This window comes from Halomonas sp. hl-4, from assembly GCF_900215475.1.
In the GTDB taxonomy this organism is placed as follows: Bacteria; Pseudomonadota; Gammaproteobacteria; order Pseudomonadales; family Halomonadaceae; genus Vreelandella.
The window spans coordinates 3,157,977-3,181,180 of the sequence record NZ_LT907845.1; the positions used below are offsets into that span (position 1 = coordinate 3,157,977).

The 23,204-nt window shown below is 60.0% G+C and carries 20 protein-coding genes; 12 read left to right on the forward strand and 8 right to left on the reverse strand.

The window, feature by feature from the left end; genetic code table 11:
• Nucleotides 1–11: 11 nt before the first annotated feature.
• Genes CPH17_RS14915 through CPH17_RS14925 form a run of 3 tightly spaced genes read right to left on the reverse strand, consistent with a single transcriptional unit; the run spans nt 12 to nt 2,923 of the window.
• On the reverse strand, nt 12–752 hold the full coding sequence (locus tag CPH17_RS14915; protein WP_096300127.1) for a sulfite exporter TauE/SafE family protein: 741 nt from the start codon (nt 750–752) through the stop codon (nt 12–14).
• Nucleotides 753–763: 11 nt separating this feature from the next.
• Entirely contained in the window at nt 764–1,444 is a 681-nt protein-coding gene (locus CPH17_RS14920) for a transglycosylase SLT domain-containing protein (RefSeq protein ID WP_074395031.1), read from the reverse strand.
• Nucleotides 1,445–1,504: 60 nt separating this feature from the next.
• On the reverse strand, nt 1,505–2,923 hold the full coding sequence (locus tag CPH17_RS14925) for an aminotransferase-like domain-containing protein (RefSeq protein ID WP_074395032.1): 1,419 nt from the start codon (nt 2,921–2,923) through the stop codon (nt 1,505–1,507).
• Between the two features lie 237 nt (nt 2,924–3,160).
• Here CPH17_RS14925 and CPH17_RS14930 point away from each other — a divergent pair, with 237 nt between their 5' ends.
• Genes CPH17_RS14930 through gabT form a run of 3 tightly spaced genes read left to right on the forward strand, consistent with a single transcriptional unit; the run spans nt 3,161 to nt 7,340 of the window.
• A complete protein-coding gene (locus tag CPH17_RS14930) occupies nt 3,161–4,576 on the forward strand; it encodes an APC family permease (protein WP_074395033.1) in 1,416 nt (471 codons plus the stop codon).
• Between the two features lie 29 nt (nt 4,577–4,605).
• On the forward strand, nt 4,606–6,057 hold the full coding sequence (locus CPH17_RS14935) for an NAD-dependent succinate-semialdehyde dehydrogenase (protein WP_096300129.1): 1,452 nt from the start codon (nt 4,606–4,608) through the stop codon (nt 6,055–6,057).
• Between the two features lie 11 nt (nt 6,058–6,068).
• Nucleotides 6,069–7,340: a 4-aminobutyrate--2-oxoglutarate transaminase gene (gabT, locus tag CPH17_RS14940; protein WP_096300131.1), complete on the forward strand. Its 1,272-nt coding sequence runs from the start codon at nt 6,069–6,071 to the stop codon at nt 7,338–7,340.
• Nucleotides 7,341–7,597: 257 nt separating this feature from the next.
• Here gabT and CPH17_RS14945 read toward each other — a convergent pair whose 3' ends face one another.
• From CPH17_RS14945 to CPH17_RS14955, 3 genes are all read right to left on the reverse strand, one after another.
• On the reverse strand, nt 7,598–7,888 hold the full coding sequence (locus CPH17_RS14945) for a type II toxin-antitoxin system RelE/ParE family toxin (protein ID WP_074395036.1): 291 nt from the start codon (nt 7,886–7,888) through the stop codon (nt 7,598–7,600).
• Entirely contained in the window at nt 7,881–8,102 is a 222-nt protein-coding gene (locus CPH17_RS14950; protein WP_074395037.1) for a TA system antitoxin ParD family protein, read from the reverse strand. The genes CPH17_RS14945 and CPH17_RS14950 overlap by 8 nt, the downstream gene beginning before the upstream one ends.
• Nucleotides 8,103–8,450: 348 nt before the next feature.
• Nucleotides 8,451–10,028, reverse strand: coding sequence for a cryptochrome/deoxyribodipyrimidine photo-lyase family protein (locus CPH17_RS14955; protein WP_096300133.1), 1,578 nt, complete (start codon nt 10,026–10,028; stop codon nt 8,451–8,453).
• Nucleotides 10,029–10,134: 106 nt separating this feature from the next.
• On the opposite strand from CPH17_RS14955, the gene CPH17_RS14960 reads away from it, so the two are divergent.
• The 9 genes from CPH17_RS14960 (at nt 10,135) to etfB (ending at nt 20,183) form a co-directional block, all read left to right on the forward strand.
• Nucleotides 10,135–10,437 (forward strand): antibiotic biosynthesis monooxygenase family protein, encoded by a 303-nt coding sequence (locus CPH17_RS14960; protein WP_074395039.1) that lies wholly within the window; start codon nt 10,135–10,137, stop codon nt 10,435–10,437.
• A 43-nt stretch (nt 10,438–10,480) separates the two neighbouring features.
• Complete coding sequence (locus CPH17_RS14965; RefSeq protein ID WP_074395040.1) at nt 10,481–10,720, forward strand: hypothetical protein; 240 nt, start codon at nt 10,481–10,483, stop codon at nt 10,718–10,720.
• 20 nt (nt 10,721–10,740) lie between these two features.
• Nucleotides 10,741–11,883, forward strand: a complete 1,143-nt coding sequence (locus CPH17_RS14970) for a GlxA family transcriptional regulator (protein ID WP_074395041.1) — start codon at nt 10,741–10,743, stop codon at nt 11,881–11,883.
• Between the two features lie 236 nt (nt 11,884–12,119).
• On the forward strand, nt 12,120–13,097 hold the full coding sequence (locus tag CPH17_RS14975) for a dipeptidase (RefSeq protein WP_074395042.1): 978 nt from the start codon (nt 12,120–12,122) through the stop codon (nt 13,095–13,097).
• Between the two features lie 191 nt (nt 13,098–13,288).
• Entirely contained in the window at nt 13,289–13,834 is a 546-nt protein-coding gene (locus CPH17_RS14980; protein ID WP_074395043.1) for a DUF5943 domain-containing protein, read from the forward strand.
• 23 nt (nt 13,835–13,857) lie between these two features.
• Nucleotides 13,858–15,942, forward strand: a complete 2,085-nt coding sequence (dgcA, locus tag CPH17_RS14985) for a dimethylglycine demethylation protein DgcA (protein ID WP_096300135.1) — start codon at nt 13,858–13,860, stop codon at nt 15,940–15,942.
• A 170-nt stretch (nt 15,943–16,112) separates the two neighbouring features.
• Entirely contained in the window at nt 16,113–18,116 is a 2,004-nt protein-coding gene (locus tag CPH17_RS14990) for a (Fe-S)-binding protein (RefSeq protein WP_096300137.1), read from the forward strand.
• Nucleotides 18,113–19,381 carry an electron transfer flavoprotein subunit alpha gene (gene etfA / locus CPH17_RS14995; protein ID WP_096300140.1) on the forward strand — a complete coding sequence of 423 codons (1,269 nt, stop codon included), beginning with the start codon at nt 18,113–18,115 and terminating at the stop codon, nt 19,379–19,381. The genes CPH17_RS14990 and etfA overlap by 4 nt, the downstream gene beginning before the upstream one ends.
• Nucleotides 19,371–20,183, forward strand: a complete 813-nt coding sequence (gene etfB, locus CPH17_RS15000) for an electron transfer flavoprotein subunit beta (protein ID WP_096300142.1) — start codon at nt 19,371–19,373, stop codon at nt 20,181–20,183. Before etfA ends, etfB begins: the two co-directional genes overlap by 11 nt.
• 76 nt (nt 20,184–20,259) lie before the next feature.
• Here the strand turns inward: etfB and CPH17_RS15005 are convergent, their stop codons facing one another.
• Together CPH17_RS15005 and CPH17_RS15010 are read right to left on the reverse strand one after the other, a co-directional pair.
• A complete protein-coding gene (locus tag CPH17_RS15005; protein WP_074395048.1) occupies nt 20,260–21,147 on the reverse strand; it encodes a DMT family transporter in 888 nt (295 codons plus the stop codon).
• 105 nt (nt 21,148–21,252) lie between these two features.
• Nucleotides 21,253–23,004 carry a sodium:solute symporter family protein gene (locus CPH17_RS15010; RefSeq protein WP_074398387.1) on the reverse strand — a complete coding sequence of 584 codons (1,752 nt, stop codon included), beginning with the start codon at nt 23,002–23,004 and terminating at the stop codon, nt 21,253–21,255.
• Nucleotides 23,005–23,204 lie beyond the last annotated feature (200 nt).

A 23,204-nucleotide genomic window follows, 5' to 3' on the forward strand; every position in this document is an offset into this window, starting at 1 on the left:
CTGCTGCAACGCTAGCGGGTGAGCAGAAAGACCCCTTGCAAGAAGTAGAAGACCCCAATACCGGTAACAATCCAGCGCGTCCAGGTGCGGAAGTTGGCATCGGTGAGGCGGTGTAAAATGCGGTTGCCGGTGTGGGTACCAAAGATCGCAAACGGGGCGGCTAGCAGCACAATGCCCCACTCTCCGGCACTAAGTGCCATGGCGGCACCCAGGTAGAAGATGATTTTAATGCTGTGCGCCACCACCTGAATCATCGCTTTGGTCGCCACGACTTGGCGGCGATCCATCTGGGAGCGCACAAAGAAAATATCGATCAGTGGCCCGGAAACCCCCGCCGCAATTGTCAAACCGCCGGAGGCAATGCCACAGCACAGGGTGTGACTGGCGCGGTTGGCATCCAGGTGAAACCAGCGCTTGGGCATCCATACCAAAATCGGCATCAGGCCTATCAAAATCGATACGCTGGCGGCGTTAGGGCTGTAGTTGAACAACAGCAGCAAGCCAGCGGCACTCAATACGCCAAGGGTCATAAAGGCAACGATACGCCAGACAATATAGCGCCGCGATAGCCATGCCCGTGACCCATTCGCGGTGAGCTGTATTACGCCGTGCACCGCCATTGCCGTGCCTGCAGGAAAGATCAACAGTAGAAACCACAGCAGTACCAAACCGCCCGCCATGCCAAATACGCCAGAGAGCATCGACGTAAAAAACACCACACTAACCAGGGCTGCACCAATCCATAGTGACATCGTCAGATCCCTTAACTACGACAGAACGGCCATACCTGATAAAACTTGCGGCATTGGAATTCCGCTTCGCAGCTGTTGAGTTGCGATTGGTAGCGGCTGGCCCGCGTGGCGACTTGGCTGGCGGCCCGCTGTACGGCGGGTTTACCACGGTAGCTGCCGCGCTGATAGCCGCCTGCGCCTTCGTGATAGGCCAGGTAAAGGTGTTCAGGGTTGCTGAGTGAAACGCCGGTTTGTTCGCGGGTGCGTTGGTTGTACCAGCCAATAAAATCGGTGGCGTGTTTCATGTGCGTGCGGCGGGAAAATAGCCCGCCTACGTCATCTTCGTATTCACTCCACACAGGGTCTTGGGCCTGGGCGTAGCCTTTGGCTGAAGAAGGTCGCGGGCCGGGGATAAAGCCCAGGTAGTACTTGCGGTCTGGTCGAATGTGGCTACGAAACGACGATTCCTGCTGAATAAATGACATCTGGGTGGCGATCGGCGTGCCCCACTTCTCCTGAGACTCTTGGGCGTAGTCATACCAGCTGGGCTGTTCGCGGAAAATCTCGCAGATGTTGCTTTGATCCTCGGGTGGGTTGGGCGCGAAGGTAGCGCAGCCCGAGAGCGCCAGAACTAGGCCTAGCGGCACCCAACGGCGAAGCGTAGCGAAAGCCGGCCAGTGGCGAGCGATAAATCCATCAACAGGGCGGGGCATGACAAAGTCCTTGTGAATAAATTGTTATCGTTAAATGAGTGGCTGCTCACAAATCGCACGCTAGCGTAGCAGGCTCTCTAAGCAACGGCGTAATCGCTGGGCTTCGCGCACCAATGTTTCCCCCGAAAGCATTCCCACGCCCATTACCAGACCAACCCGTGGGTCGTGTTTGGCGCATACGGGGCTAAGTGGACGCACAACCAGATGTTCTTTTAACAGTGCTTGGGCGATCTGCACATCATTGATACCCGGCTCAAACTCAACACATAGGCTGATGGCGCTGCTCGGCGGTGAGACGCTGCGCACCTGTGGCAGCGAGCCTAGCTGGTCATGCAGTACCTGCTGGCGGCCTAAATAGTCACGCTGGATACGGCGGCACCAGGCGTCCAGGTCACCATCAAAAATGAATTGCGCCAGTACGGCCTGATCAAGCATGCGCCCTTCGCGGAAAAGCTCGCTGCGTAGGCGGTTCATTGGCCCTGCTAGATGATGCGGTACGACCAGGTAGCCCAAGCGCAAGCCAGGAAACATCATCTTGGAAAACGAGCCGACCAGCAAGTGGCGCGCCGAGTGCGCATCGAAGAGCAGGTTAGCGTGATCGTCGCGGTTAAATTCGTAGTCGTCTTCCACCACGTAGCTGGGCGACAAGGCATCACAAAGCTGTTGCTTATGCTCGGCGCTGGTGGGCACGCTCAGTGGATAGTGGTGGGAACCGGTCAAGTAGGCCAGTTTTATCGGGCCGGTATCGGAGGGCAGCGAATGCCCGTTACCGGGCTGCCACGCCAACATCTGGATGTCTAACCCCGCAGCGGTAAATACATTGCGCGCCCCCCAGTAACAAGGCGACTCCATTGCGACGGTATCGCCCACATCGGCCAGCGCCATGGCGCACAGCTGGATCCCGTTATGAGTGCCGTCGGTGATAATAATTTGCTCGGTATCGCAACTGATGTTGCGCCAGCGCGCCAGAAAATCGCGTATCGCACGTTTAAGCGGCCCATAGCCGCCGGTGGAGTAAGACAGCAGCAGGGCATTCTGCGGCACGGTGACACTGGCATACAGCTGCCGCCACTTGCGCATCGGAAACTGGGCAATATCGGGAATGCCGGGGACAAAGGCCCCACTTTGAATCATGCTGGCGCCGGGGCCGTCTAGTACGCGCTGGGCGCGCTTTGAGAGTTGGGTGTTGACTGGCAATGTCGTTGCAAGAACCGCCGGCTTGCAGGTCCAGGTCCCCTGGCCGTGGGCGGTTTTAAGCAATTGCTCCTCAAGTAACGTGCCGACTGCTTGCGCCAGGGTTTGGCGAGACACCCCCACAGCACTGGCCAGGGCACGGTGGGAAGGCAAGCGCAGCCCAGTAGGCCATTGATGGGTAATCGCCTGGCGCAGTGCCAACTCGATACGGACTTGCTTACTCAACTGTTCAGGCTGGTGTGCATAAAGCTGTTCAAAGTGGTGCAAAGCCTCCGTATGGTCCATTTTGAAAGTCTCCTGTCGCACTTTAAGCCGGCAATGATCGGGTGTTACTACGAAAGTCGAATGCAAGTTGCGCACTAATTTGGTGCGCCCAGAAAGTGGTCTAGTCGAACGCCAAAGTGGTGCATTCGCGTTCTGCCCGCTGCCTGCTAGCGTGTGGTTATTCCGTTCAAGCGGAATCGGGATACTGCGCCTCAGAGCGCCCATGACAACATCCAATAACTTGCAGGACTCTGCGCTATGACAACGTCTTCTTCAGAACAAGCCAAACTCGTCCGGGTGCTGGCCCGCGGCGACGTACTCGCCCTGGCATTTGGCGCCATGATCGGCTGGGGTTGGATTGTCCTTACCGGCACCGCCATTCAATCCGCTGGCAGCGTAGGCGCCATTCTAGCCTTTATTATTGGTGGTTTAGCGATTGTTTTAGTCGGCCTAACCTATGCTGAGCTCGCTTCGGCGATGCCTAAAGTCGGCGGTGAGCATGTTTACAGCTACCGCGCGCTAGGCCATTGGCCCTCTTTCTTCTGCACATGGGCGATCATATTAGGCTATCTGAGCGTGGTGGCGTTCGAAGCCGTCGCACTGCCAACAGTGGTCGAGCATCTTGCGCCCAACTACGCCGTCGGCCACATGTGGACCATTGCTGGCTGGGAAGTTAAAGCCACCTGGGTGGCAGTGGGCGTAGGTGGCTCGCTTGCCATGATGATCATCAACTACTTTGGCGTGAGCACGGCCGCACTGCTGCAAAAAGTGGTCACAGGGGTGATTTTGCTGGTGGGGGTGATGTTTGTTACCGGCTCCCTGTTTGAGGGCAGCACCGCCAACATGATGCCTCTATTTTCACAGTCTGAAGGCAGTGTGATATCCGGTATTATTGCGGTTATCGTGATGGTGCCGTTCTTGTTTGTCGGCTTTGATGTCATCCCACAAGCCGCTGAAGAGATCAACTTGCCTTACAAAGCCATCGGCAAAGTGTTGATGGTCTCGGTGATTTTGGCGGTGGTGTGGTACTCGCTGATTATCCTAGCCACCAGCCTGGCGCTGGATAACGAAGCAATCGGTGCCAGTTCGCTAAGCGTGCCCGACGCCATGGAGAGCCTGTTCAATGCTTCATGGGCGGGTAATCTGATGGTGATCGCCGGTATCGCCGGGATCATTACCAGTTGGAATGCCTTTTACATCGGCGGTTCGCGGGCTATCTACGCACTTGCCAATGCGGGCATGCTGCCAGCCGTCTTCTCCAAGCTACATCCGCGCTATAAAACGCCCACCAACGCTATTTTCTTAATGGGCTTTCTGTCCTGCCTTGCCCCGTTATTCGGCCGCCCCGCGCTGGTGTGGATCGTCAATGCCGGTGGCCTGGGGATTGTACTCGCGTACCTGTTTGTGGCGGTGTCTTTCATGGTGCTTCGCGTACGCGAGCCGGATATGCCCCGTCCGTTCAAAGTGAGTTACGGCAAGCTATGCGGCACCTTGGCCGTCGTGCTTTCGTTTGGCATGGCCTGCCTTTACCTGCCGGGAAGCCCAGCAGCATTGGGCACTGCAGAGTGGATCATCCTTGCCGTATGGACGCTACTGGGGATCGGGTTGTACTTCCATGCGCTGCACACTTATGGGCGCGACTACAGCGATCGCCACATGAAAGCTGAGATGTAAGCCGACCCAAAAGATTTCTGGAGAATGTCATGAGCTTTATCGATCAGTGGTTGCACGACGCGGTTCCCGCTCTTGTAGGCGGCGAGTGGCGCACAGGCAAGCAAACCTTTGCGGTGGATAACCCCGCTACCGGCGAAATCATTGCCCGGGTGGCTGATATGGACGCCGACGATACCCGTGACGCGGTGGCTGCTGCTTATAACGCTGGTGCCGCTTGGCGCGCTACCCCAGTGAAGCAGCGCTCGGCGCTGTTACGCCGCTGGTTTGAGCTTATCCATGAGCACGCCGACGACCTGGCCCGTTTGATGACCCTGGAGCAGGGCAAACCGCTGGCGGAAGCCAAAGGCGAAGTGATCTACGGCGCCTCGTTCATCGAGTTCTTCGCCGAAGAAGCCAAGCGCATGGCCGGGGAAACCCTGCCCAGCCACGGTGCCGACAAGCGCCTGCTGGTACTGCGCGAGCCGGTGGGTGTCGTCGCGGCGATTACCCCCTGGAATTTCCCGCTGGCGATGATTACCCGCAAGTGCGCACCGGCTTTGGCCGCTGGCTGCACCGTGGTCATCAAACCCGCAGAGGCGACACCGTTAACGGCGCTTGCCGCCGCTTATTTGGCGCTGGAGGCGGGCCTGCCCGCAGGCACCATTAACGTGATTACCGCGTCAGCACCGGCCGCAGTCGGTGAGGTGCTCACCACGGATTCACGTGTGCGCAAGGTGTCGTTTACCGGCTCGACACCCGTGGGCAAACACCTGCTGGCCCAGTGCGCCAGCACGGTGAAGAAAACCGCCATGGAGCTGGGCGGCAATGCACCGTTTATTGTGTTTGACGACGCCGATGTGGATGCCGCCGTTGACGGTGCGATTGCGTCTAAATTCCGTAACGCCGGGCAAACCTGCGTGTGTACCAACCGCTTTTTGGTGCAGGACGGCATTTACGATGCATTTGTCAGCAAGCTCACCGAGCGTGTCAACGCGTTAAAAGTAGGCGATGGCCTAGCAGAGGGCAGCATTATCGGCCCGCTGATCAACCAGGCGGCGGTGGATAAAGTGCAGCGCCACGTCGATGACGCGATGAGTCAGGGAGCCAAGCTGATGTGTGGCGGCAAGGCCCACGCCGCAGGTGATCGCTTCTTTACCCCCACGGTACTCGCCGATGTCACTACCAAGATGGCGGTAGCCGACGAAGAGACCTTCGGCCCGGTAGCGCCGGTATTCCGCTTCCAGCGCGATGAAGAGGCCATCGCCATGGCCAACGATACGCCGTTTGGCTTAGCCGCCTACTTCTACGCCACGGATTACCGCCGCATTTGGCACACCATGGAGCAGTTGGAGTACGGCATGGTCGGCGTGAATGAAGGGCTGATTTCCACCGAGCTAGCACCCTTTGGCGGCGTAAAAGAGTCCGGCCTGGGTCGTGAAGGCTCACACCATGGCCTTGATGAATTTACCGAACTGAAATACGTCTGTGTTGGCGGTTTATAAAGAGAACGATGATGACGAACCAAGAACTGAACGAACTAAAAAACCGCTTTGTGGCCAACGGTGCTGCGACGCCAACCACCCAGTTTGCCGAGCATGCTGAAAACGCCGAGCTGTGGGATGCCGACGGCAACCGCTGGATCGATTTCGCCGGCGGCATCGGCGTGCTCAACCTGGGCCACCGCCACCCGAAAATCGTCGCCGCGGTAGAAGCGCAGCTCAAGAAGGTGATGCACACCAGCGCCGCGGTGATCTCCTACGCCCCTTATGTGCAGCTGTGCCAAAAGCTCTGCGAACTTACTCCAGTGCGCGGTCCCGAGCGTAAAGCGATGCTGGTCAACACCGGTGCCGAAGCGCTGGAAAACGCCGTGAAGATTGCCCGCGCCGCCACGGGCCGCACCGGCATCATCACCTTCGATGGCGCCTTCCATGGCCGCACCATGATGACCCTGGCGATGACCGGCAAGGTGCTGCCCTACAAGAACGACTTCGGCCCGATGCCGGGCGACGTGTTCCGCGCACCGTTCCCCAACCCGCTGCACGGCATTAGCGAAGAGGCGTCGCTTGATGCCATTCGCACGCTGTTCAAGACCGATATCGCCCCCCACCGCACGGCGGCCATCGTGATCGAACCGGTACAGGGCGAAGGCGGTTTCTACATCGCCTCACCGGACTACCTGAAAGCGCTGCGTGCCCTGTGCGACGAACACGGCATTCTGCTGATTGCCGACGAAGTGCAGTCTGGCTTTGCCCGCACCGGTAAGCTGTTTGCCCTCGAACACAGCGGCATTGAGGCGGATATTCTTACCACCGCGAAAAGTCTCGCTAACGGCATGCCGCTTTCAGCCGTCGTGGGTAGTGCCAAAGTGATGGACGCCTCCGGCCCCAACTCACTGGGCGGCACCTACAGCGGCAACCCGCTCTCCTGCGCGGCAGCACTGGCGGTCATCGAGGCGATCGAGGAAGAGAGCATCCTTGAGCGCAGTGAGCAGATGGGCAAGATGCTTGCCGAGCGATTCGCGGTATGGGAAGCGCGTTTCCCCGCTGTGGCCCACGGCCGCCAGCTAGGCGCAATGGCAGCGTTTGAATTGCTTAACAGCGACGGCAAGCCGGACGCGCAGATGACCGTTGCGCTATGCGCCAAGGCCCGCGAAAAAGGATTGATCCTGCTCTCCTGTGGATTCTACGGCAACAGCATCCGCATTCTGGTACCGCTGACGGTGTCCGTCGCCGTATTGGAAGAGGGGTTGAGTATTATCGAGCAGTCTTTGGAAGCGCTTAGCTAATACCGTTTAAGCAGCACTAAACCCGCCATCGTCAAGCAGTGAAAGCTGTTGGCGATTGGCGGGTTTTTTTATGCGTTGAAAGCTCATAGCTGAGATAGTCATTCGCTCCCAAGGCCTTGTGCTAAGCTGGGTTTGGCAGGTTAGATGAGAAAAATAGCAATACAGGTACCCTCCAACGTATCGCAGGCACGGCGACGCCTTTTTCATTGCGGCTTCGCCTCCATTACAAAGCCGCGCGTGCTGCGGGCGTTACAGCGTCACTGCTTACGCTTAATATCGCGGTAGAAGTTTTCGTGTGAGCCTAGTGCCATCAGTTCAAGGACAAGAGTGCCATCATCAAAACTGTAGCCGAGTAGCGTCAGTTGCTTGTTCATCTTGAACTTATGGACTCGCAGGAAGGCTAGGTCCCCTTTCTTTTGTTCTCCGATGTTAGGGTTGGCCATAAGCTCCTTAACGGCCAAATCAAGGTCCTCTTTCTGGTTAGGCTTGAGCTTCTTTACCGCTTTTTTGAATGTAGGTGTCTGTAAGACACTCGTGGCTTTAACCAAAATCGTAGGCCTCTAGCTTTCCGGCGTCTCGTTCTGCCTGCGCGATGATGGCCTGCCTTACAAACTCGTAGGGTAAGTCGGGGTTATCTTCCATGATTTCGCCGATTTTTGCCCAATGTTCTATTTGCTTGGGCGGGGTCCGATTAAGCGCCTTGGCCATAATGGTTGCCTTTTCAATTAGCTTTTGATCTAAGCGAATGCTGTTCGTAGCCATTTGTACCTCCAAAGTTGGGTTTTCTTGAATGTAGCAATACGCAACAATTGATGCAAGTTGCTACAAAGTTCTGTTGTCGGGCTGTGTTTCCGCTGGCGCTCTAAAGCAGCTGCAAAGCGCGGCGTTAGGCACTTTCCTGTCAACTGAGTAAGCACATATCGGCCGTTCCTCAAACGAGACGCAGGATGGGTAGCGTTTGGCGGCATTGCTGAAGAAATTCACTAATAATATCAGCGATGTGGCGAATTTTAGGCTCCTCCTCATGGCGCATATGCCATGCCGTATTGTTCCCCGATGTGGCCGCGCCCTCTGTTGACAAGCTAGCTATAGCTAAGCGGTAACAGCTACCTATCCTTCCAACCCGCCGTCATCAAACAGCGAGAGCTGCTGCCGATTGGCGGGTTTTGCTTTTTTAGCGCGCTGCTTTGAAGGCCGACGCTGGCTAGCCAGCTTATCCACAATCGCTTGGCTGGCGTCTCGGGCATCCGGGGTGCGACGCAGCTCGTACAGCATCTTCTTCCAGTGGCGCGCCTCACACTCAAAGTCGTTGGGCAGCGGGTAGTGCTCGCCGGGCTGAAAGCCGAATCGCTGGTGCAGGCTTTCCGGCAGCGCCCAGGGTTTGGCGCGCCACTCCAGCGGCAGGGCAGTTAACTCCGGCACCCAGCGGGCGATGAACTCGCCGGTGGGGTCGTTATCCTCCGCTTGCTTGATGGGGTTGTAGACCCGCAGCGCGTTGGTGCCGGTAGCGCCCGCCTGCATCTGCACCTGAGGGTAGTGAATGCCCGGTTCGAAGTCGGTAAACAGCCGCGCCAGGTGGAGGGCGGGTTCACGCCAGTGCAGCCCTAAACCAAAGGTGGCGTGGGAAATCAGCATGGCGCGCATGCGAAAGTTAATCCAGCCGGTGGCGATCAGGCTGCGCATGCAGGCATCTACTAGCGGCACCCCAGTTTGGCCGCGTTTCCAGGCGATTAGGTTGGGATGTTCTGGGCTGCGCTCCCGCAGGCCTCGCAGTGCTGGGTGAAGGGTTTGCGTCTCTATGCTTGGCTCACTTTCGAGCTTTTGAATAAAGTGGCAGTGCCAGTAAAGCCGCGAGGTAAAGGCGCGCAGCGAACGGGCCCAGGCGGTATCGTCGACGTGCTTTTGCCGCTGGCGGCGCAGTGATTGGACCACTTCGCGCATGGAAAGCGTGCCCCAGGCCAGGTGGGGCGACAGCCGCGAGCCAAATTCCCAGGCAAGCAAAGGTTTAGACAGCGATCCACGATAGCGCCGCCCGCGCTGGTTGATAAAGCTGCGCCATACTGCGCGGCCTTCGCGACGACCGCCTGACTGGCGCTCGGGGCAGGGCGTGGTATCAAATCCCAGCGTTAGGTTATGAAGCTGCTCAACGTCGATGTGATGAAAGGCTTGCCATCCTTGGGCCACTCGCGCGTTTTGCGGTGCAGAAAAGGGTGCCGCCGCCATTAGCGTTTCCCAATGAGTTTCCCAGCGAGTTTTGTGCCCGATGCGGCTGGTTAGACCCCGCACCACTCCCTGTTGGCGAGCCTCCTGCCACGTAATGCCATGTTGACGACACCATTGGTTAACGTTTTTATCGCGTTCAAAGCTCCAGGCGTTGCCGGTTTCCTGGTGGGAGTGAAGGGTAAAGTGGCTGTAGTGCACTTTCAGGGCGTTCAGCAAATCGACAATATCGCCCTGCCAAATACACAGCGGCAGGCCCAGCGTCTCCAGGGCGTTGGAAAGGTCGATAAGTGAGTCAGCGGCAAACTGCCAGTGGCGCAGAGCACTGTCGGGTGCTTGCCACTGTTCAGGTGCGATCGCAAAGATGGGCAGGACCGGGCCCGCCGCTGCCGCATTGGCAAGCGGTGCGTGGTCATGGATACGTAAATCGCGCTTAAACCAGACGACCTGAAGGTGTGTGTTCGCCATACGCCCCCGAGTGGCAAAGGGCTATCCGCCGTTACGCCTTGACGTTACCATCAAGCTACCGTTTGCGTAATCAACCTAGCGCTACCCAACCCGTAGGAGAGACACAATGTATATTGCCATGAACCGTTTCCGTATTGCCCCCGGCCGCGAAGAGGACTTCCTAGAGGTATGGCGTAACCGTGACTCTCACCTGGAAGAAGTGCCGGGCTTCAAACAGTTCCAAATGCTGCAAGGCGAAAGCCAGGAAGATCACACCGTGTTTATTTCTCACAGTGTCTGGGAGTCGGAAGAAGCCTTCCGCGACTGGACCAAGTCAGAGGCGTTTCGCAAGGCTCACGCCAATGCCAAGTCGCCCGAAGGGATTTACCTTGGCCCGCCCAAGTTTGAAGGCTATGAGGTGGTGCTCTAAGGCCATTCATTAACTAGACGTCATCAAATAAAGTGTCATAGGCATGGCCGCCAATCAGACCTTTCTGCTGAGCGATCATAGCCCACGGTTTGAAAGCGACATCGAGCGTTTAATTTGCGACGCGTTGCTGGCTTTTCGAGAGAAAATTTGTCGCGTTTTAAACTATTCGTGCCAATATACGACTAAAGAGCAGTACCCATGTGTGGGTGAGAATTTGACGCCGCACAGGGAAGCCGAACAACGCCAGCGACACCTAAATCAACAAGAAAATTTGATGACGTAAAGGTGACCGAGGTAGTAAAGATGAGTTCTCATCAAGCAAATGACCAGACAGCACCGCTCAATCGTACAGGCGAACCGCAAACCCTGGGCTTTCTACTGTTAGATAACTTCACATTGATTTCTCTGGCATCCGCAATAGAACCTTTGCGGATGGCCAACCAGTTGGCCGGCCGAGAGCTGTATCGCTGGTATACCCTGACCCAGGACGGCTTGCCCGTGCGCGCCAGCGACGGCTTACAGGTGACGCCGGACGCCTCTATGCATACCCCGCTGTCGCTTGAGTGGGTGGTCGTTTGCGGCGGGGTAGGCCCGCAGCACAGCGTTACCCGGGAGCACGTGCGCTGGCTTCAGTCGCAGTCGCGCCAACTAAAACGGTTAGGCTCGGTATGTACGGGCAGCTGGGCGCTGGGGCAGGCGGGGCTGCTCGATCACTATCAAACCAGCGTACACTGGGAGTGCTTGGCTTCCATGCAGGAGGCTTTTCCAAAAGTCGTTCTGACCCCGCATTTATTCTCTATCGACCGTGATCGATTCACCGCCTCTGGTGGCACCGCACCGCTGGATATGATGCTCAACCTGATTGCCCACGACTATGGACGCGAGCTTTCGGCAGGCATCTCAGAGATGTTTATCTATGAGCGCGTGCGTACCGAGCAGGATCAGCAGCGTGTGCCGCTCAAACACGTGCTGGGTACTGCCCAGCCCAAGCTGTTGGAAATCGTCGCCTTGATGGAATCCAATCTTGAAGAACCGATCGAACTCGATGAATTGGCACGTTACGTTAATGTGTCCCGTCGCCAGTTAGAGCGGTTGTTCCAACGCTACCTGCTCTGCTCACCGTCTAAATATTATCTCAAGTTGCGGTTGGTACGGGCACGGCAGTTGCTTAAGCAAACCTCCTTATCGATTATTGAGATCGCTTCCGTTTGCGGTTTCGTTTCCACGCCTCATTTTTCCAAGTGTTACCGTGAATACTTTGGCGTGCCGCCGAGAAACGAGCGTCTGGGTGGCTATGATCGCCAAGGCAATAACAGTCAGCCGTTACCTTTAATCAGGCAGTGGGGAAGCAAGCCGACAGCCAACGAGCCGTCATCAGGTGCTCAGCAGGCGCTTGCCAATGCACAGGGCGAACCTACTTTTGCCAGCGTGTTGTTGCTGGACTAATCTCCACTGCGCAAGCAATGCTTATAACGTGCTACCCGTTGCCGGGTAGCACGTTTTTTATGATCGCTACTGGCTATTTTGGCGTTATTCGGCGGCAATGTTGGCAGAAGCACGCGTAGTGGTCGTGTTCAAGACACAATGACGTTTTTGGAATTTCCGCTGTCGTTTCCAAGAGCAGTTCACCCCAACGTCAGCGCTATGCTCGCTACATTCATCAATGTTGCTGGAGCTTAGCCATGACCCCCACCGAACTGCACGATGACGCTATCGTCATCGATGGTCTGATTATCGCCAAATGGAACCGTGAGCTGCTTGAAGACATGCGGCGCGGCGGGCTTACTGCCGCCAACTGCACGGTCTCGGTGTGGGAGGGGTTTCAGGCCACGGTCGATAACATTGTCGCCTCCAACCAGCTGATGGCGGAATGTAGCGACCTGGTACGCCCCGTGCGAACCACCGCGGATATTACCCGCGCTAAAGAAGAGGGCAAAACGGGCATTATCTACGGCTTCCAGAACGCCCACGCCTTTGAGGACCAGATCGGCTATGTCGAGATCTTCAAGCAGTTGGGCGTGGGCATCGTGCAGATGTGCTACAACACCCAGAATCTGGTGGGTACCGGCTGCTACGAGCGCGACGGCGGGCTCTCCGGATTTGGTCGCGAAATCGTCGCCGAGATGAACCGCGTCGGCATCATGTGCGACCTTTCCCACGTGGGTGCCAAAACGTCCGAAGAAGTCATCCTCGAGTCCAAAAAGCCGGTCTGCTACTCCCACTGCCTGCCCTCAGGTCTCAAAGAACATCCGCGCAATAAATCCGATCAAGAGCTGAAGTTCATTGCCGACCACGGCGGCTTTGTCGGCGTCACCATGTTTACACCGTTCCTCAAGAAGGGTGTCGATTCGACCATCGACGATTACTGCGAGGCCATCGAGTACATCATGAACATCGTCGGTGAAGACGCCATCGGCATCGGTACCGATTTCACCCAGGGGCACGACCAAGCGTTCTTCGAGTGGTTGACCCATGACAAGGGCTACGCCCGCCGCCTGACGGACTTCGGCAAGATCATCAACCCCGAAGGCATTCGCACCATTGGTGAGTTTCCCAACCTGACCGAGGCGCTACTGAAGCGCGGAATGAGCGAGTCCCAGGTGCGCAAGATCATGGGCGAGAACTGGGTGCGGGTATTGAAGGATGTATGGGGTGCCTGATTGAACTGAGACCGACACTGGACGCGATCGGGGCGTCGGGGATAGGCCGGAGAGGAGGTTCTTCGCCATGGATGGCGAAGGTAGCGCCCAGGGATGGGTTCACAGCGCCTCCTCGCAGGTCTATCGCCGAACCAGCCCCGAGACTGCCAAGCCAGATGTATTGAAGAACAATGATTTTGAGGAATATAACCGTGACCAAACTGGCCCCTGCACTGCCCATCGAAGTGGATAGCGAGACCGGCGTCTGGACAAGCGACGCCCTGCCGATGCTGTATGTACCGCGACACTTCTTTATCAACAACCATGTGGCCGTCGAAGAGGCGCTGGGTGCCGAGAAGTATGCCGAGATCCTCTACCACGCCGGCTACAAGAGCGCCTGGCACTGGTGCGAGAAAGAAGCCGAATGCCATGGGATCGAGGGCGTGGCCGTCTTTGAGCACTATATGCTGCGCCTCTCCCAGCGCGGCTGGGGACTCTTTATTACCGAGCACATCGACCTCGATGCCGGTACAGCGAGCGTGCGTCTAGAGCACAGCGCCTTTGTTTACCAGCTGGGCAAGACGGGAAAAAAAGAAGAGTACATGTTCACCGGCTGGTTCGCCGGGGCTATGGACCAGATCCTCGCGGCACGTGGCAGTTCACTGCGCACCGTCGCCGAGCAGACCCAGAGTGCCGCCGAGCCTGACTGCGATGTGGGCATCTTTGACGTCAAGCCGCTGACCGACGGCGCCCGCTAACCCGGCTACGAGGAGAGAACATCATGGCATTCGACGCAATCTTCGAGCCGATCGACATCGGCAAGCTGACCATCCGCAACCGCGTGGTCAGTACCGCTCACGCCGAGGTGCATGCCACCGACGGCGGCATGACCACCGAGCGCTACGTCAAGTACTACGAGGAAAAGGCCAAGGGCGGCTGCGGCCTGTGTATCTGCGGTGGCTCGTCGGTGGTGTCCATCGACAGCCCCCAGGGCTGGTGGAGCTCGGTAAATCTTTCCACCGACCGCATCATCCCGCACTTCCAGAACTTGGCCGATGCCGTGCACAAGCATGGCGGCAAGATCATGATCCAGATTACCCATATGGGACGCCGCTCGCGGTGGGACGGCTTTGACTGGTCGACCCTGCTATCGCCCTCGGGTATCCGTGAACCGGTGCACCGCTCCACCTGTAAGACCATTGAGGAAGAGGAGATCTGGCGCATCATTGGTGACTTCGCCCAGGCCGCGCGCCGAGCGAAAGAGGGCGGGCTCGACGGTGTCGAACTGTCTGCCGTGCACCAGCACCTGATCGACCAGTTCTGGAGCCCAAGGGTCAACAAGCGTACCGACGAGTGGGGCGGGAGCTTCGAAAATCGTATGCGCTTCGGTATGGAAGTGCTCAAGGCGGTGCGCGCTGAAGTGGGTGACGACTTCTGCGTCGGCATGCGGATCTGTGGCGACGAGTTCCATCCGGATGGCCTCTCCCACGACGACATGAAGCAGATCGCCGCCTACTACGATGCCACCGGCATGGTGGATTTCTTCGGCGTGGTCGGCTCCGGTTGCGACACCCACAACACCTTGGCCAACGTCATTCCTAATATGTCCTACCCGCCAGAGCCTTTCCTACATCTGGCGGCAGGGATCAAGGAAGTGGTGAACGTGCCGGTGATCCACGCCCAGAACATCAAGGATCCCAACCAGGCCCAGCGTATTCTCGAAGGGGGCTATGTCGATCTGGTCGGCATGACCCGGGCACATATTGCCGACCCCCACCTGATCGCCAAGATCAAGATGGGCCAGATCGACCAGATTAAACAGTGCGTGGGCGCTAACTACTGCATCGACCGCCAGTATCAGGGCCTTGATGTGCTGTGTATCCAAAACGCCGCCACGTCCCGTGAGTACATGGGGCTGCCGCATATCATTGAGAAGACCGAAGGCGCCAAGCGCAAAGTCGTGGTGGTCGGCGGTGGCCCTGGCGGTATGGAAGCAGCGCGGGTCGCTGCGGAGCGCGGTCACGATGTCACTCTGTTTGAGGCTGCTGACGCTTTGGGCGGACAGATCACCATTGCCGCCCAGGCCCCACAGCGCGATCAGATCGCTGGTATCACCCGCTGGTACCAGTTGGAGCTGGCGCGGCTGAAAGTCGATCTGCGTCTGGGCACCCGCGCCGATGAAGCAACGCTACTCGACCTGCGCCCGGATATCGTCGTGCTCGCCACCGGTGGTCAGCCCTTCCTGAGCCAGCACCCCGAGTGGGGTTACTCGGAGAACGCCGAGGAGAGCCTGGTGGTCAGCACCTGGGATATTCTCTCGGGCAAAGTGGCACCGGGTAACAACGTGCTGATTTATGACGCCATCTGCGAGTTCTCCGGCGTCTCGGCGGCGGATTTCCTCGCCGACAAGGGCGCCAAGGTGGAGATCGTCACCGATGATATCAAGCCCGGCGCGGCGGTGGGCGGCACCACCTTCCCCACCTACTACCGCAGTCTCTACGAGAAGGAGGTGATCATGTCCTCCGACCTGATGCTGCATAAGGTTTATCGCGAGGGCGACGGCCTGGTGGCGGTGCTCGAAAACGAGTACACCGGTGCTTTGGAAGAGCGCGTGGTGGATCAGGTGGTGGTGGAGAACGGTGTGCGGCCCGATGAAGCGCTCTATTACGCCCTCAAAGAGCAGTCCCGCAACAAAGGGCAGGTGGACCTGGAGGCGCTGTACGCCATCAAGCCGCAGCCGTGCCTGGTTGATGAGAAAGGCGAGGAGGGCGATGGCTTCCTGCTGTTCCGCTTGGGCGACTGCACGGCGCCGCGTAATACGCATGCGGCTATCTATGATGCCCTGCGGATCTGCAAGGACTTTTAACGCGAGCTTGAAGCAGGGGATCCGGGCGCCGGGGGCGGGTTGTTGCGAGGGTTGTTTGCCATGGATGGCAAACGTAGCGCCCAGGGAGGGGTTTACAGCGCCCTCGCAACAGCCCGCCACCGGTATTCCCGGACGTGATCGCTAGTTGTTCCAGCCATGAGGTGAGCACCATGCTCGAAACGCTCTTGCCGATATTAATCTTCACCGCCCTGGCCCTGGCGGCGATCGGCGCTGTACGCCGTATGCGCCTGTGGCGTCAGGGGCGCCCCTCGCCGGTCAGTTTCTTCAAGGGGTTGGCGGCCGTGCCGCGTCGCTACCTGGTGGATCTGCACCATGTGGTGGGGCGCGACAAGATGATTTCCAACACCCACGTGGCCACCGCCGGTGGCTTTGTGGCGGCCGCTGTGCTGATGATCCTGGTGCACGGGCTGGGGCTTGCCAACCCGGTTCTGGGTGGGCTGCTGCTGCTGGCCAGCACTTCCATGTTTATTGGCAGTCTGTTTGTGGCGCGACGGCGCATCAATCCCCCCGCCCGGCTTTCCAAAGGTCCCTGGATGCGCCTGCCCAAGAGCCTGATGGCGTTCTCGCTGGGCGTCTTTCTGATTACGCTACCCACGGTGGGGCTGCTGCCCGAAGGTCTGCTTGAAGGAAGCGGCAGCTGGTTCCTGGCGCTAGTGTTAGCGGGCGTCGTGGCCTGGGGGCTGGGCGAAATGTTTTTCGGCATGACCTGGGGCGGGCCTATGAAGCACGCCTTCGCCGGCGCCCTGCACCTGGCCTTCCACCGCCGCGCCGAGCGCTTCTCCACGAAAAATGGTGGCATCGGCCGGTCAACGGGTCTCAAGGCGCTCAATCTGGAAGATGAAACAGCGCCCCTGGGGGTGGAAAAGCCCGCCGACTTCACCTGGAACCAACTGCTGGGCTTCGATGCCTGCGTGCAGTGCGGGCGCTGCGAGGCGGTGTGCCCGGCGTTTGCCGCCGGTCAGCCGCTCAACCCCAAGAAGCTGATCCAGGACATGGTGGTGGGCATGGCCGGGGGCACCGATGCCGCCTATGCCGGCTCTCCCTACCCTGGCAAACCGGTAGGTGAACACGCGGGCTCGCCCCACGGGCCCATCGTGGCGCTGGAAGGCAAGGCGCTGGTCGACGCCGATACGCTATGGTCGTGCACGACCTGCCGCGCCTGCGTGGAAGAGTGCCCGATGATGATCGAGCACGTGGATGCGATCGTCGATATGCGCCGCCACCTGACCCTGGAACGGGGCAAGACGCCTAACAAGGGCGCCGAGGTGCTCGACAACCTGATCGCCACCGACAATCCCGGCGGTTTCGACCCCGGCTCGCGGCTCAACTGGGCAGCGGATCTCGACCTGCCGCTGATGGCCGATCTCAAGCAGGTCGACGTGCTGCTCTGGCTGGGTGATGGCGCCTTTGATATGCGCAACCAGCGTACCCTGCGTGCCCTGATCAAGGTGCTGAAAGCCGCCGAGGTAGACTTCGCGGTGCTAGGTAATGAAGAACGCGACAGCGGCGATGTGGCACGGCGTCTGGGCGACGAGGCGACGTTCCAGTCCCTGGCGAAACGCAATATTGCCACCCTGTCCAAGTATCAGTTCTTGCAGATCGTGACCTGCGACCCCCACAGTTTTCATGTGTTGGGTAACGAGTACGGCGAACTGGGCGGTCAATACAAGGTGCGTCACCACAGTACCTTTATCGCCGAGCTGTTTGAAGCCGGTCGGTTGTCCTTTGCCCCCTGGAAGGGCGGCAGCGTCACCTATCACGACCCGTGCTACCTGGGCCGTTATAACGGCGAGTTTGAGGCGCCCCGCAACGTGCTCAAGGCGCTGGGTATCGAGGTCAAGGAGATGGAGCGCTCCGGCTTCCGTTCGCGCTGCTGCGGTGGCGGTGGCGGGGCACCGATCACCGATATTCCCGGCAAGCAGCGGATTCCCGACATGCGCATGAACGACGTCAAGGAGACCGGCGCCGAACTGGTCGCGGTGGGCTGCCCGCAGTGCACCGCCATGCTGGAAGGTGTGGTGGATGCCAGCGCCGAGGTGCGCGACATCGCTGAGCTGGTGGCCGATGCGCTGGTTGAGCGCCCCGCCGCCGATGCGCCCGACGCGTCCCGCCGGCCGGCAGCAAACGCAATGGCTGAAGAGGTGACCGTATGAGCGAGATTATACGTCGCGATCCGCGTCGCGAGTGGATCGCCCGGAACCGTCTGCATCCCGACTACGCCACGGTGCTGGCTGCAATGGGCGGTGGTGCGACCAGCGAATGGATGGGCCCCAACGGCGTGGTGCGCAAGGACCCGCGTGCCATCGGCTTTATCGGCCCCAATGGCGTCAGGCGGATTGACCGTAGCGGCCTCCAGCAGGGCGGGCAGTCACCCGCCGCCGCTGCGGCGGCACGCGATAGTCGGCGCACGGTGACCATTGATCACCCCGCCTTCCTGGTGGCCGTGGTGCCCGACATGACCGGCGGGCGTCTCTCCGGTCACGACAAGGACCTGCTGGGGCTGGCCCGGCGCGTGGCGGATGCCGACGCCGACCAGCCCGGCGCCGTGGTGGCGATCCTGTTCGGCGAGCACAAGGAAGACGGCCTGGGCGAAGCCGGCATCGATCGCGTCGTGCACCTTGAGGATGAGCGCTACGCAGGCTTCGCCCCCGAGGCACGCCTGGCGGTATTAAGCGCCGTCGAGCGGGAGATGGCGCCGCGTTTCTGGCTGCTGCCGGACTCCCCGCTGGGCGGTGCCGATCTGGGGCGGCGGCTGTCCCTACGCCTGGGCGAACGGGCCGCCACCGGGGTGTGGCAGATCGAGGCCGACCAGGACGCACCGCTTGGCTGGCAGTGTACGGCCCGGGGCGGCGCCGGAAGCCTGGATATTCAACGGCCTCTACCGCGGGTGGCGCTGGCGCTGGCCGAGTGTGCCGAGCCGGTGGACGAGACCCGCCACGCAGCCGAGCACCTGACCCTTTCGGCGTCAATTCCCACCAACCTGTCCCGCATTGAAGACCTGGGGCAGGTGGCGGTGGACCCCGCCGGCGTGGCGCTGGATGAGGCCGAGTTCATCCTCTCAGGCGGCAACGGCGTCAAGGATTGGGAGGCTTTCCATCACGCCGCGAAGGTTCTCGGCGCGACCGAAGGCGCGTCACGCGTCGCGGTGGACGACGGCTATATGGCCCGCGACCGGCAGGTAGGCGCGACCGGCACCTGGGTCACCGCCCGGGTCTATGTGGCGGTGGGCATTTCGGGCGCTATCCAGCACCTGCAGGGCATTCAGCGCTGCGACAAGGTGGTGGCGATCAACCTCGATCCGGGGTGCGACATCATCAAGCGCGCCGACCTGGCGGTGATTGGCGACAGTACCCAAATCCTGGCCGCGTTGGTGGCCATGGTGGAACAGCAGCGGGGAGGGCAGCGCGATGCAGCCTGAACGACAGCAACAGGGAATCGACGTGGCAGTGCTGGTCTCCATCGGCCGCCACCCAACCACCGGTCGCCCGCGGCGCGCCGAGCAGGACGCCCGCGGGCTGGAGCTTGCGCTGGCCATGGAGACCGAACTGCCGGATATGCGGATCAGCGTGCTGCACGCGGGTCCTCAGGATGATGACAGCGAAGCCGCCCTGCGCGGCTACCTGGGCATGGGGCTTGAGTCCATGACCCTGCTCGAGCAGCCCGAGGGCAGCGACGCCATTCCCGCGCTGGCGGCGCACCTGGCGAACGCCGCGCCCCAACTGGTGATCACCGGCGCCCGGGCGGAGCGCGGTGAAGGGTCGGGGCTTTTGCCCTATGCCCTGGCCGAGCGCCTGGGCTGGCCGCTGGTGAACGGTCTGGCAGCGGTCGAGTCGGTGGAAAACGGCGTGGTGACGCTGCTTCAGGCATTGCCCCGGGGGCAGCGTCGCCGACTCCAGGTGCGCCTCCCGGCCATCATCAGCGTGGACGAAGCGGCCCCGGCGGCTCGCCAAAGCGCCTTCGGTCCGGCGCGTCGGGCCACCTTCGCGTTCGCACCCACCAATCCTGAAGCCGACAGCGAGCTGGCGCAATGGCAGCTGGCCCCCGCGCGTAAACGGCCCAAGCGTCTGAAGATCGTCAAATCCGCTTCGGCCAGGGATCGCTTCAAGGCGGCAGCCGCCAAGTCGGAGGGCAAGGGCGGGCAGGTGCTCACCGACGTGACCCCCGAGCAGGGCGCCGAGGCGATCTACAAGCTGCTCAAGGAAGAGGATGTACTGCGCTGACGTTGCTTGCGCATCACGCTGCTAACCCTCTTTCAAGCCCGCTTTGGCGGGCTTTTCTTTTGTTGAGGCGTGCGTGCTATTGGCTGGTAAACCCCGGATAAAGCAGCAGGCGCTGTCTTTCCAGGCGCAAGCCGATCCAGGCGTGCACGACCAGCACCAGAATCACCACGCCACCGCCAATAAGCGTCGAGGTCGTGGGTGTCTCACCCAGCAGCCACCAGACCCACAGCGTGCCCAATGCGGTTTCGACCAGGTAGAACAGCGCCACCTCCGTCGACGGCAGGTAGCGGGTGGCGCTGTTGATCAGCACCGTGGCAAGCGGCATCTGCACCAGGCCCATGAGGGCCAGTACGCCATAACGCTGGGCATCCAGCGTCAGCGGCGAGGCCATGGGTAGGGCAATGGCCGCCGAGAGCAGCCCTCCGCCGGCAATTACCGTCATAGGGTCAATCGCTGGATAGCGGCGCAGCAGCGTCAGGTTGCCACCGATGGCCGCCGCGGCTGCCAAGGCATAGAGGTTGCCGGTTAGCATCCCCATGGCTCCCTCGCCCATAAATACCAGGCCCATGCCCAGCATGCAGACGGCAATGGCCACCAGCGTTCGCAGCGCGACTTTTTCGCCCAGGAAAACCCGCGAAAACAGCGCGGCAAATAGCGGCGCGGTACTCAGGATCACCACCACGTTGGCCACGTTGGCGTTCATGACCGCCAGCACAAACAGGCTGGATATCAGGCCCAGCAGCAGGGCTGAGGCCAATGAGGAAAACGGGTTGCTGCAGAGCGTCGCAAGCCGCTTGCCTGCCCAGCACAGAAGCCCCAGCACGCAAAACATCAACAAACCGCGCCAGAACACGATGGTCCAGCCGTCGGTGCGCGCCAGGCGTATCAGCAATCCGTCGAAGCTCAGGAACACCACGCCTAGGACTACCGTAAGCAGACCGCGTTGGTACGAACTTAGCTGCATTGACTTACTCCCGGCGGGTAAAAAGCTAACCGCCCGCCGGTTAGGCGAGCGGTTGAGAAATGCGCAGCGGGCCAATGGTCATTGGCTCGCTCGGCTGCCCTGCGCTTAGCGATTGTCTGCCATGGTTGCGCGCGCAACAGCGGCTTGCTGATGGCGAGGGCGCACTATCCAGTAGCCCACGCCCCCGGCAATCAGCAGCATGCTGCCGCAACCTACTGCCAGCAGGTAGGCGCCTTGAACCGCGCCTGATGAGAGCGCAAAGCGCTCGGCGAAGCCCGCCAGGGTGACCGCATACTGTTGCCACAAAAACAGCCCGATAGCGACCCCGGAGAGCATGGTACATAGCGCAATCCAGCGGGTGCCGGACACCCAGCCGCTCAGCGCCCGGGTATCAAACTCATGCAGAAACGCACGGTAGTCTACCTCGGACTGGCTCACGCGGGTCATGGTGGATGCCAGCACGATTGCCGCCAGCGCCATCAGCGTACTCAACAGCACCGGGTGTAAATACACTGGCAGACTGATCCACTCGGCCTGCGCCATTAACGATAGGACCAGGTTGCCGACAAATCCGACCACCAGGCCCCAGCTGGCCCCGGCGGCGGTAATCCGCCGGCTCCAGATGCTCATCAAAGCCACCGGACCCCAGGAGGAGGCAAACAGCGTGGCGGCAAACCAGACCACCGCCATGACCGCGGGCGGCTGAAAAAGCGCCAGCAATAGAGCTGTAAGCCCCGCCGAAAGCACAGCGATACGGCTTTTACGCATGGCCTTTTTTTCGTCCAGCGAGGCAGGGAGAATATCGTTGGAGAGGCTAAAGCCGATGATCGACAGGAACGTCGAGCAGGACGACAGGCCGGCGGCAAACACCCCGGTGAGAATCACCACCCCAAGCCAGGTCGGCAGGATGTTGAGCGCCACCCAGACCATGGAACGTTCGGGCTCGAGGGTCGGGTCGTAGAGATTGATTGCCGCGCCGGTCATCATCATCAGCGCATAGAAGACGGCGAGCGCCACCGCCGTCAGCATGGCCGAGCGCATCACCACGTGCTCGTTACGCGCCATCAGGTAGCGGCTGGACTGCCAGGGGCTCGCCGCCAGCACCGCCGCCCAGACAAGGCCCAGGGTCAGGCCCCAGACAAGCGCCTCGCCGGGAGAGGAGAAGTTGGCATCAGGCCCTTCGATCACCCCATGCCACAGGCCAATGCCGGGCTTGTCCGTCTGGGTTAAAAGCCCCTCAACGACGCCACTCCAGCCGCCAAGATCCTGAATGACATACAGCGACCCGCCCACCGCGGCCAGCGAAAAAATCACGAACATGACGGTGTCGGTGATCATCACGCCGGGCGAGCCCGAATACAGAATGAAGCCGGTGTAGGTCATCCACACCAGCACCAGACCCACCCAGTAGGGCATGCCGGTCAGCTCGGCGAACATGATGCCCGCGCCTTGCATGACCCCCAGCAGATACGCCCCCAGGCCGATGACCGTGGTGAGCCCGGCAATGACCTGGACGCGCCGCGAGGCAAAGCGCTTGCCAAAAAACTCCGGCACGGTTTTGGCGCCGCTACGGCGCAGGTAACGGCCGAACACCAAGGCCCCCAGCAGGCAGCCCGAGGTGCTGACCGCCGCAAAAATCAGCATGACGAACGGATAGCCCTGGTAGGCAAAGCCCGTTTCGCCGAGAAAGGCGCTGGTGCTCAGGTAGCTGGCCACCAGCGTACCCAGGATAAAGAAAGTGGGCGCATTGCGGCCAGCGACCAGGTAGTCATCCAGTCCCTTGACGCGCCGCCCAGCCAGATGCCCGATGACAAAATAGCCGACCAGGCTCAACAGTATTGCGATGGTATAAATCATGAGCATAACCATGGGGTTGTTAACATTGTGCCGTCATGGTGCAGCGCTTTATAAGCACGCTCATAGTCGCCAGCGGCACCCAATGAAAGAATTACGACATGCCGTTAAAAAGTCGGGACGTCGCGTCGTGGCAGCACAAAAGGCAACGCTGGGTGGGTCGGCCGCTGAGCCCCAGCTAAGCTGGGGCTTTGAGCCTAAAT

Bases quoted from the DNA above. Each gene is read 5' to 3' on its own strand.
- CPH17_RS14920 (WP_074395031.1), bottom strand. From the start codon at position 1,444: ATGCCCCGCCCTGTTGATGGATTTATCGCTCGCCACTGGCCGGCTTTC.
- etfA (WP_096300140.1), top strand. From the start codon at position 18,113: ATGAGCGAGATTATACGTCGCGATCCGCGTCGCGAGTGGATCGCCCGG.
- CPH17_RS14925 (WP_074395032.1), bottom strand. From the start codon at position 2,923: ATGGACCATACGGAGGCTTTGCACCACTTTGAACAGCTTTATGCACAC.
- CPH17_RS14975 (WP_074395042.1), top strand. From the start codon at position 12,120: ATGACCCCCACCGAACTGCACGATGACGCTATCGTCATCGATGGTCTG.
- CPH17_RS15010 (WP_074398387.1), bottom strand. From the start codon at position 23,004: ATGATTTATACCATCGCAATACTGTTGAGCCTGGTCGGCTATTTTGTC.
- CPH17_RS14955 (WP_096300133.1), bottom strand. From the start codon at position 10,028: ATGGCGAACACACACCTTCAGGTCGTCTGGTTTAAGCGCGATTTACGT.
- dgcA (WP_096300135.1), top strand. From the start codon at position 13,858: ATGGCATTCGACGCAATCTTCGAGCCGATCGACATCGGCAAGCTGACC.
- CPH17_RS14970 (WP_074395041.1), top strand. From the start codon at position 10,741: ATGAGTTCTCATCAAGCAAATGACCAGACAGCACCGCTCAATCGTACA.
- CPH17_RS15005 (WP_074395048.1), bottom strand. From the start codon at position 21,147: ATGCAGCTAAGTTCGTACCAACGCGGTCTGCTTACGGTAGTCCTAGGC.
- CPH17_RS14965 (WP_074395040.1), top strand. From the start codon at position 10,481: ATGGCCGCCAATCAGACCTTTCTGCTGAGCGATCATAGCCCACGGTTT.
- CPH17_RS14915 (WP_096300127.1), bottom strand. From the start codon at position 752: ATGTCACTATGGATTGGTGCAGCCCTGGTTAGTGTGGTGTTTTTTACG.
- etfB (WP_096300142.1), top strand. From the start codon at position 19,371: ATGCAGCCTGAACGACAGCAACAGGGAATCGACGTGGCAGTGCTGGTC.
- CPH17_RS14930 (WP_074395033.1), top strand. From the start codon at position 3,161: ATGACAACGTCTTCTTCAGAACAAGCCAAACTCGTCCGGGTGCTGGCC.
- CPH17_RS14935 (WP_096300129.1), top strand. From the start codon at position 4,606: ATGAGCTTTATCGATCAGTGGTTGCACGACGCGGTTCCCGCTCTTGTA.
- CPH17_RS14960 (WP_074395039.1), top strand. From the start codon at position 10,135: ATGTATATTGCCATGAACCGTTTCCGTATTGCCCCCGGCCGCGAAGAG.
- gabT (WP_096300131.1), top strand. From the start codon at position 6,069: ATGACGAACCAAGAACTGAACGAACTAAAAAACCGCTTTGTGGCCAAC.
- CPH17_RS14950 (WP_074395037.1), bottom strand. From the start codon at position 8,102: ATGGCTACGAACAGCATTCGCTTAGATCAAAAGCTAATTGAAAAGGCA.
- CPH17_RS14990 (WP_096300137.1), top strand. From the start codon at position 16,113: ATGCTCGAAACGCTCTTGCCGATATTAATCTTCACCGCCCTGGCCCTG.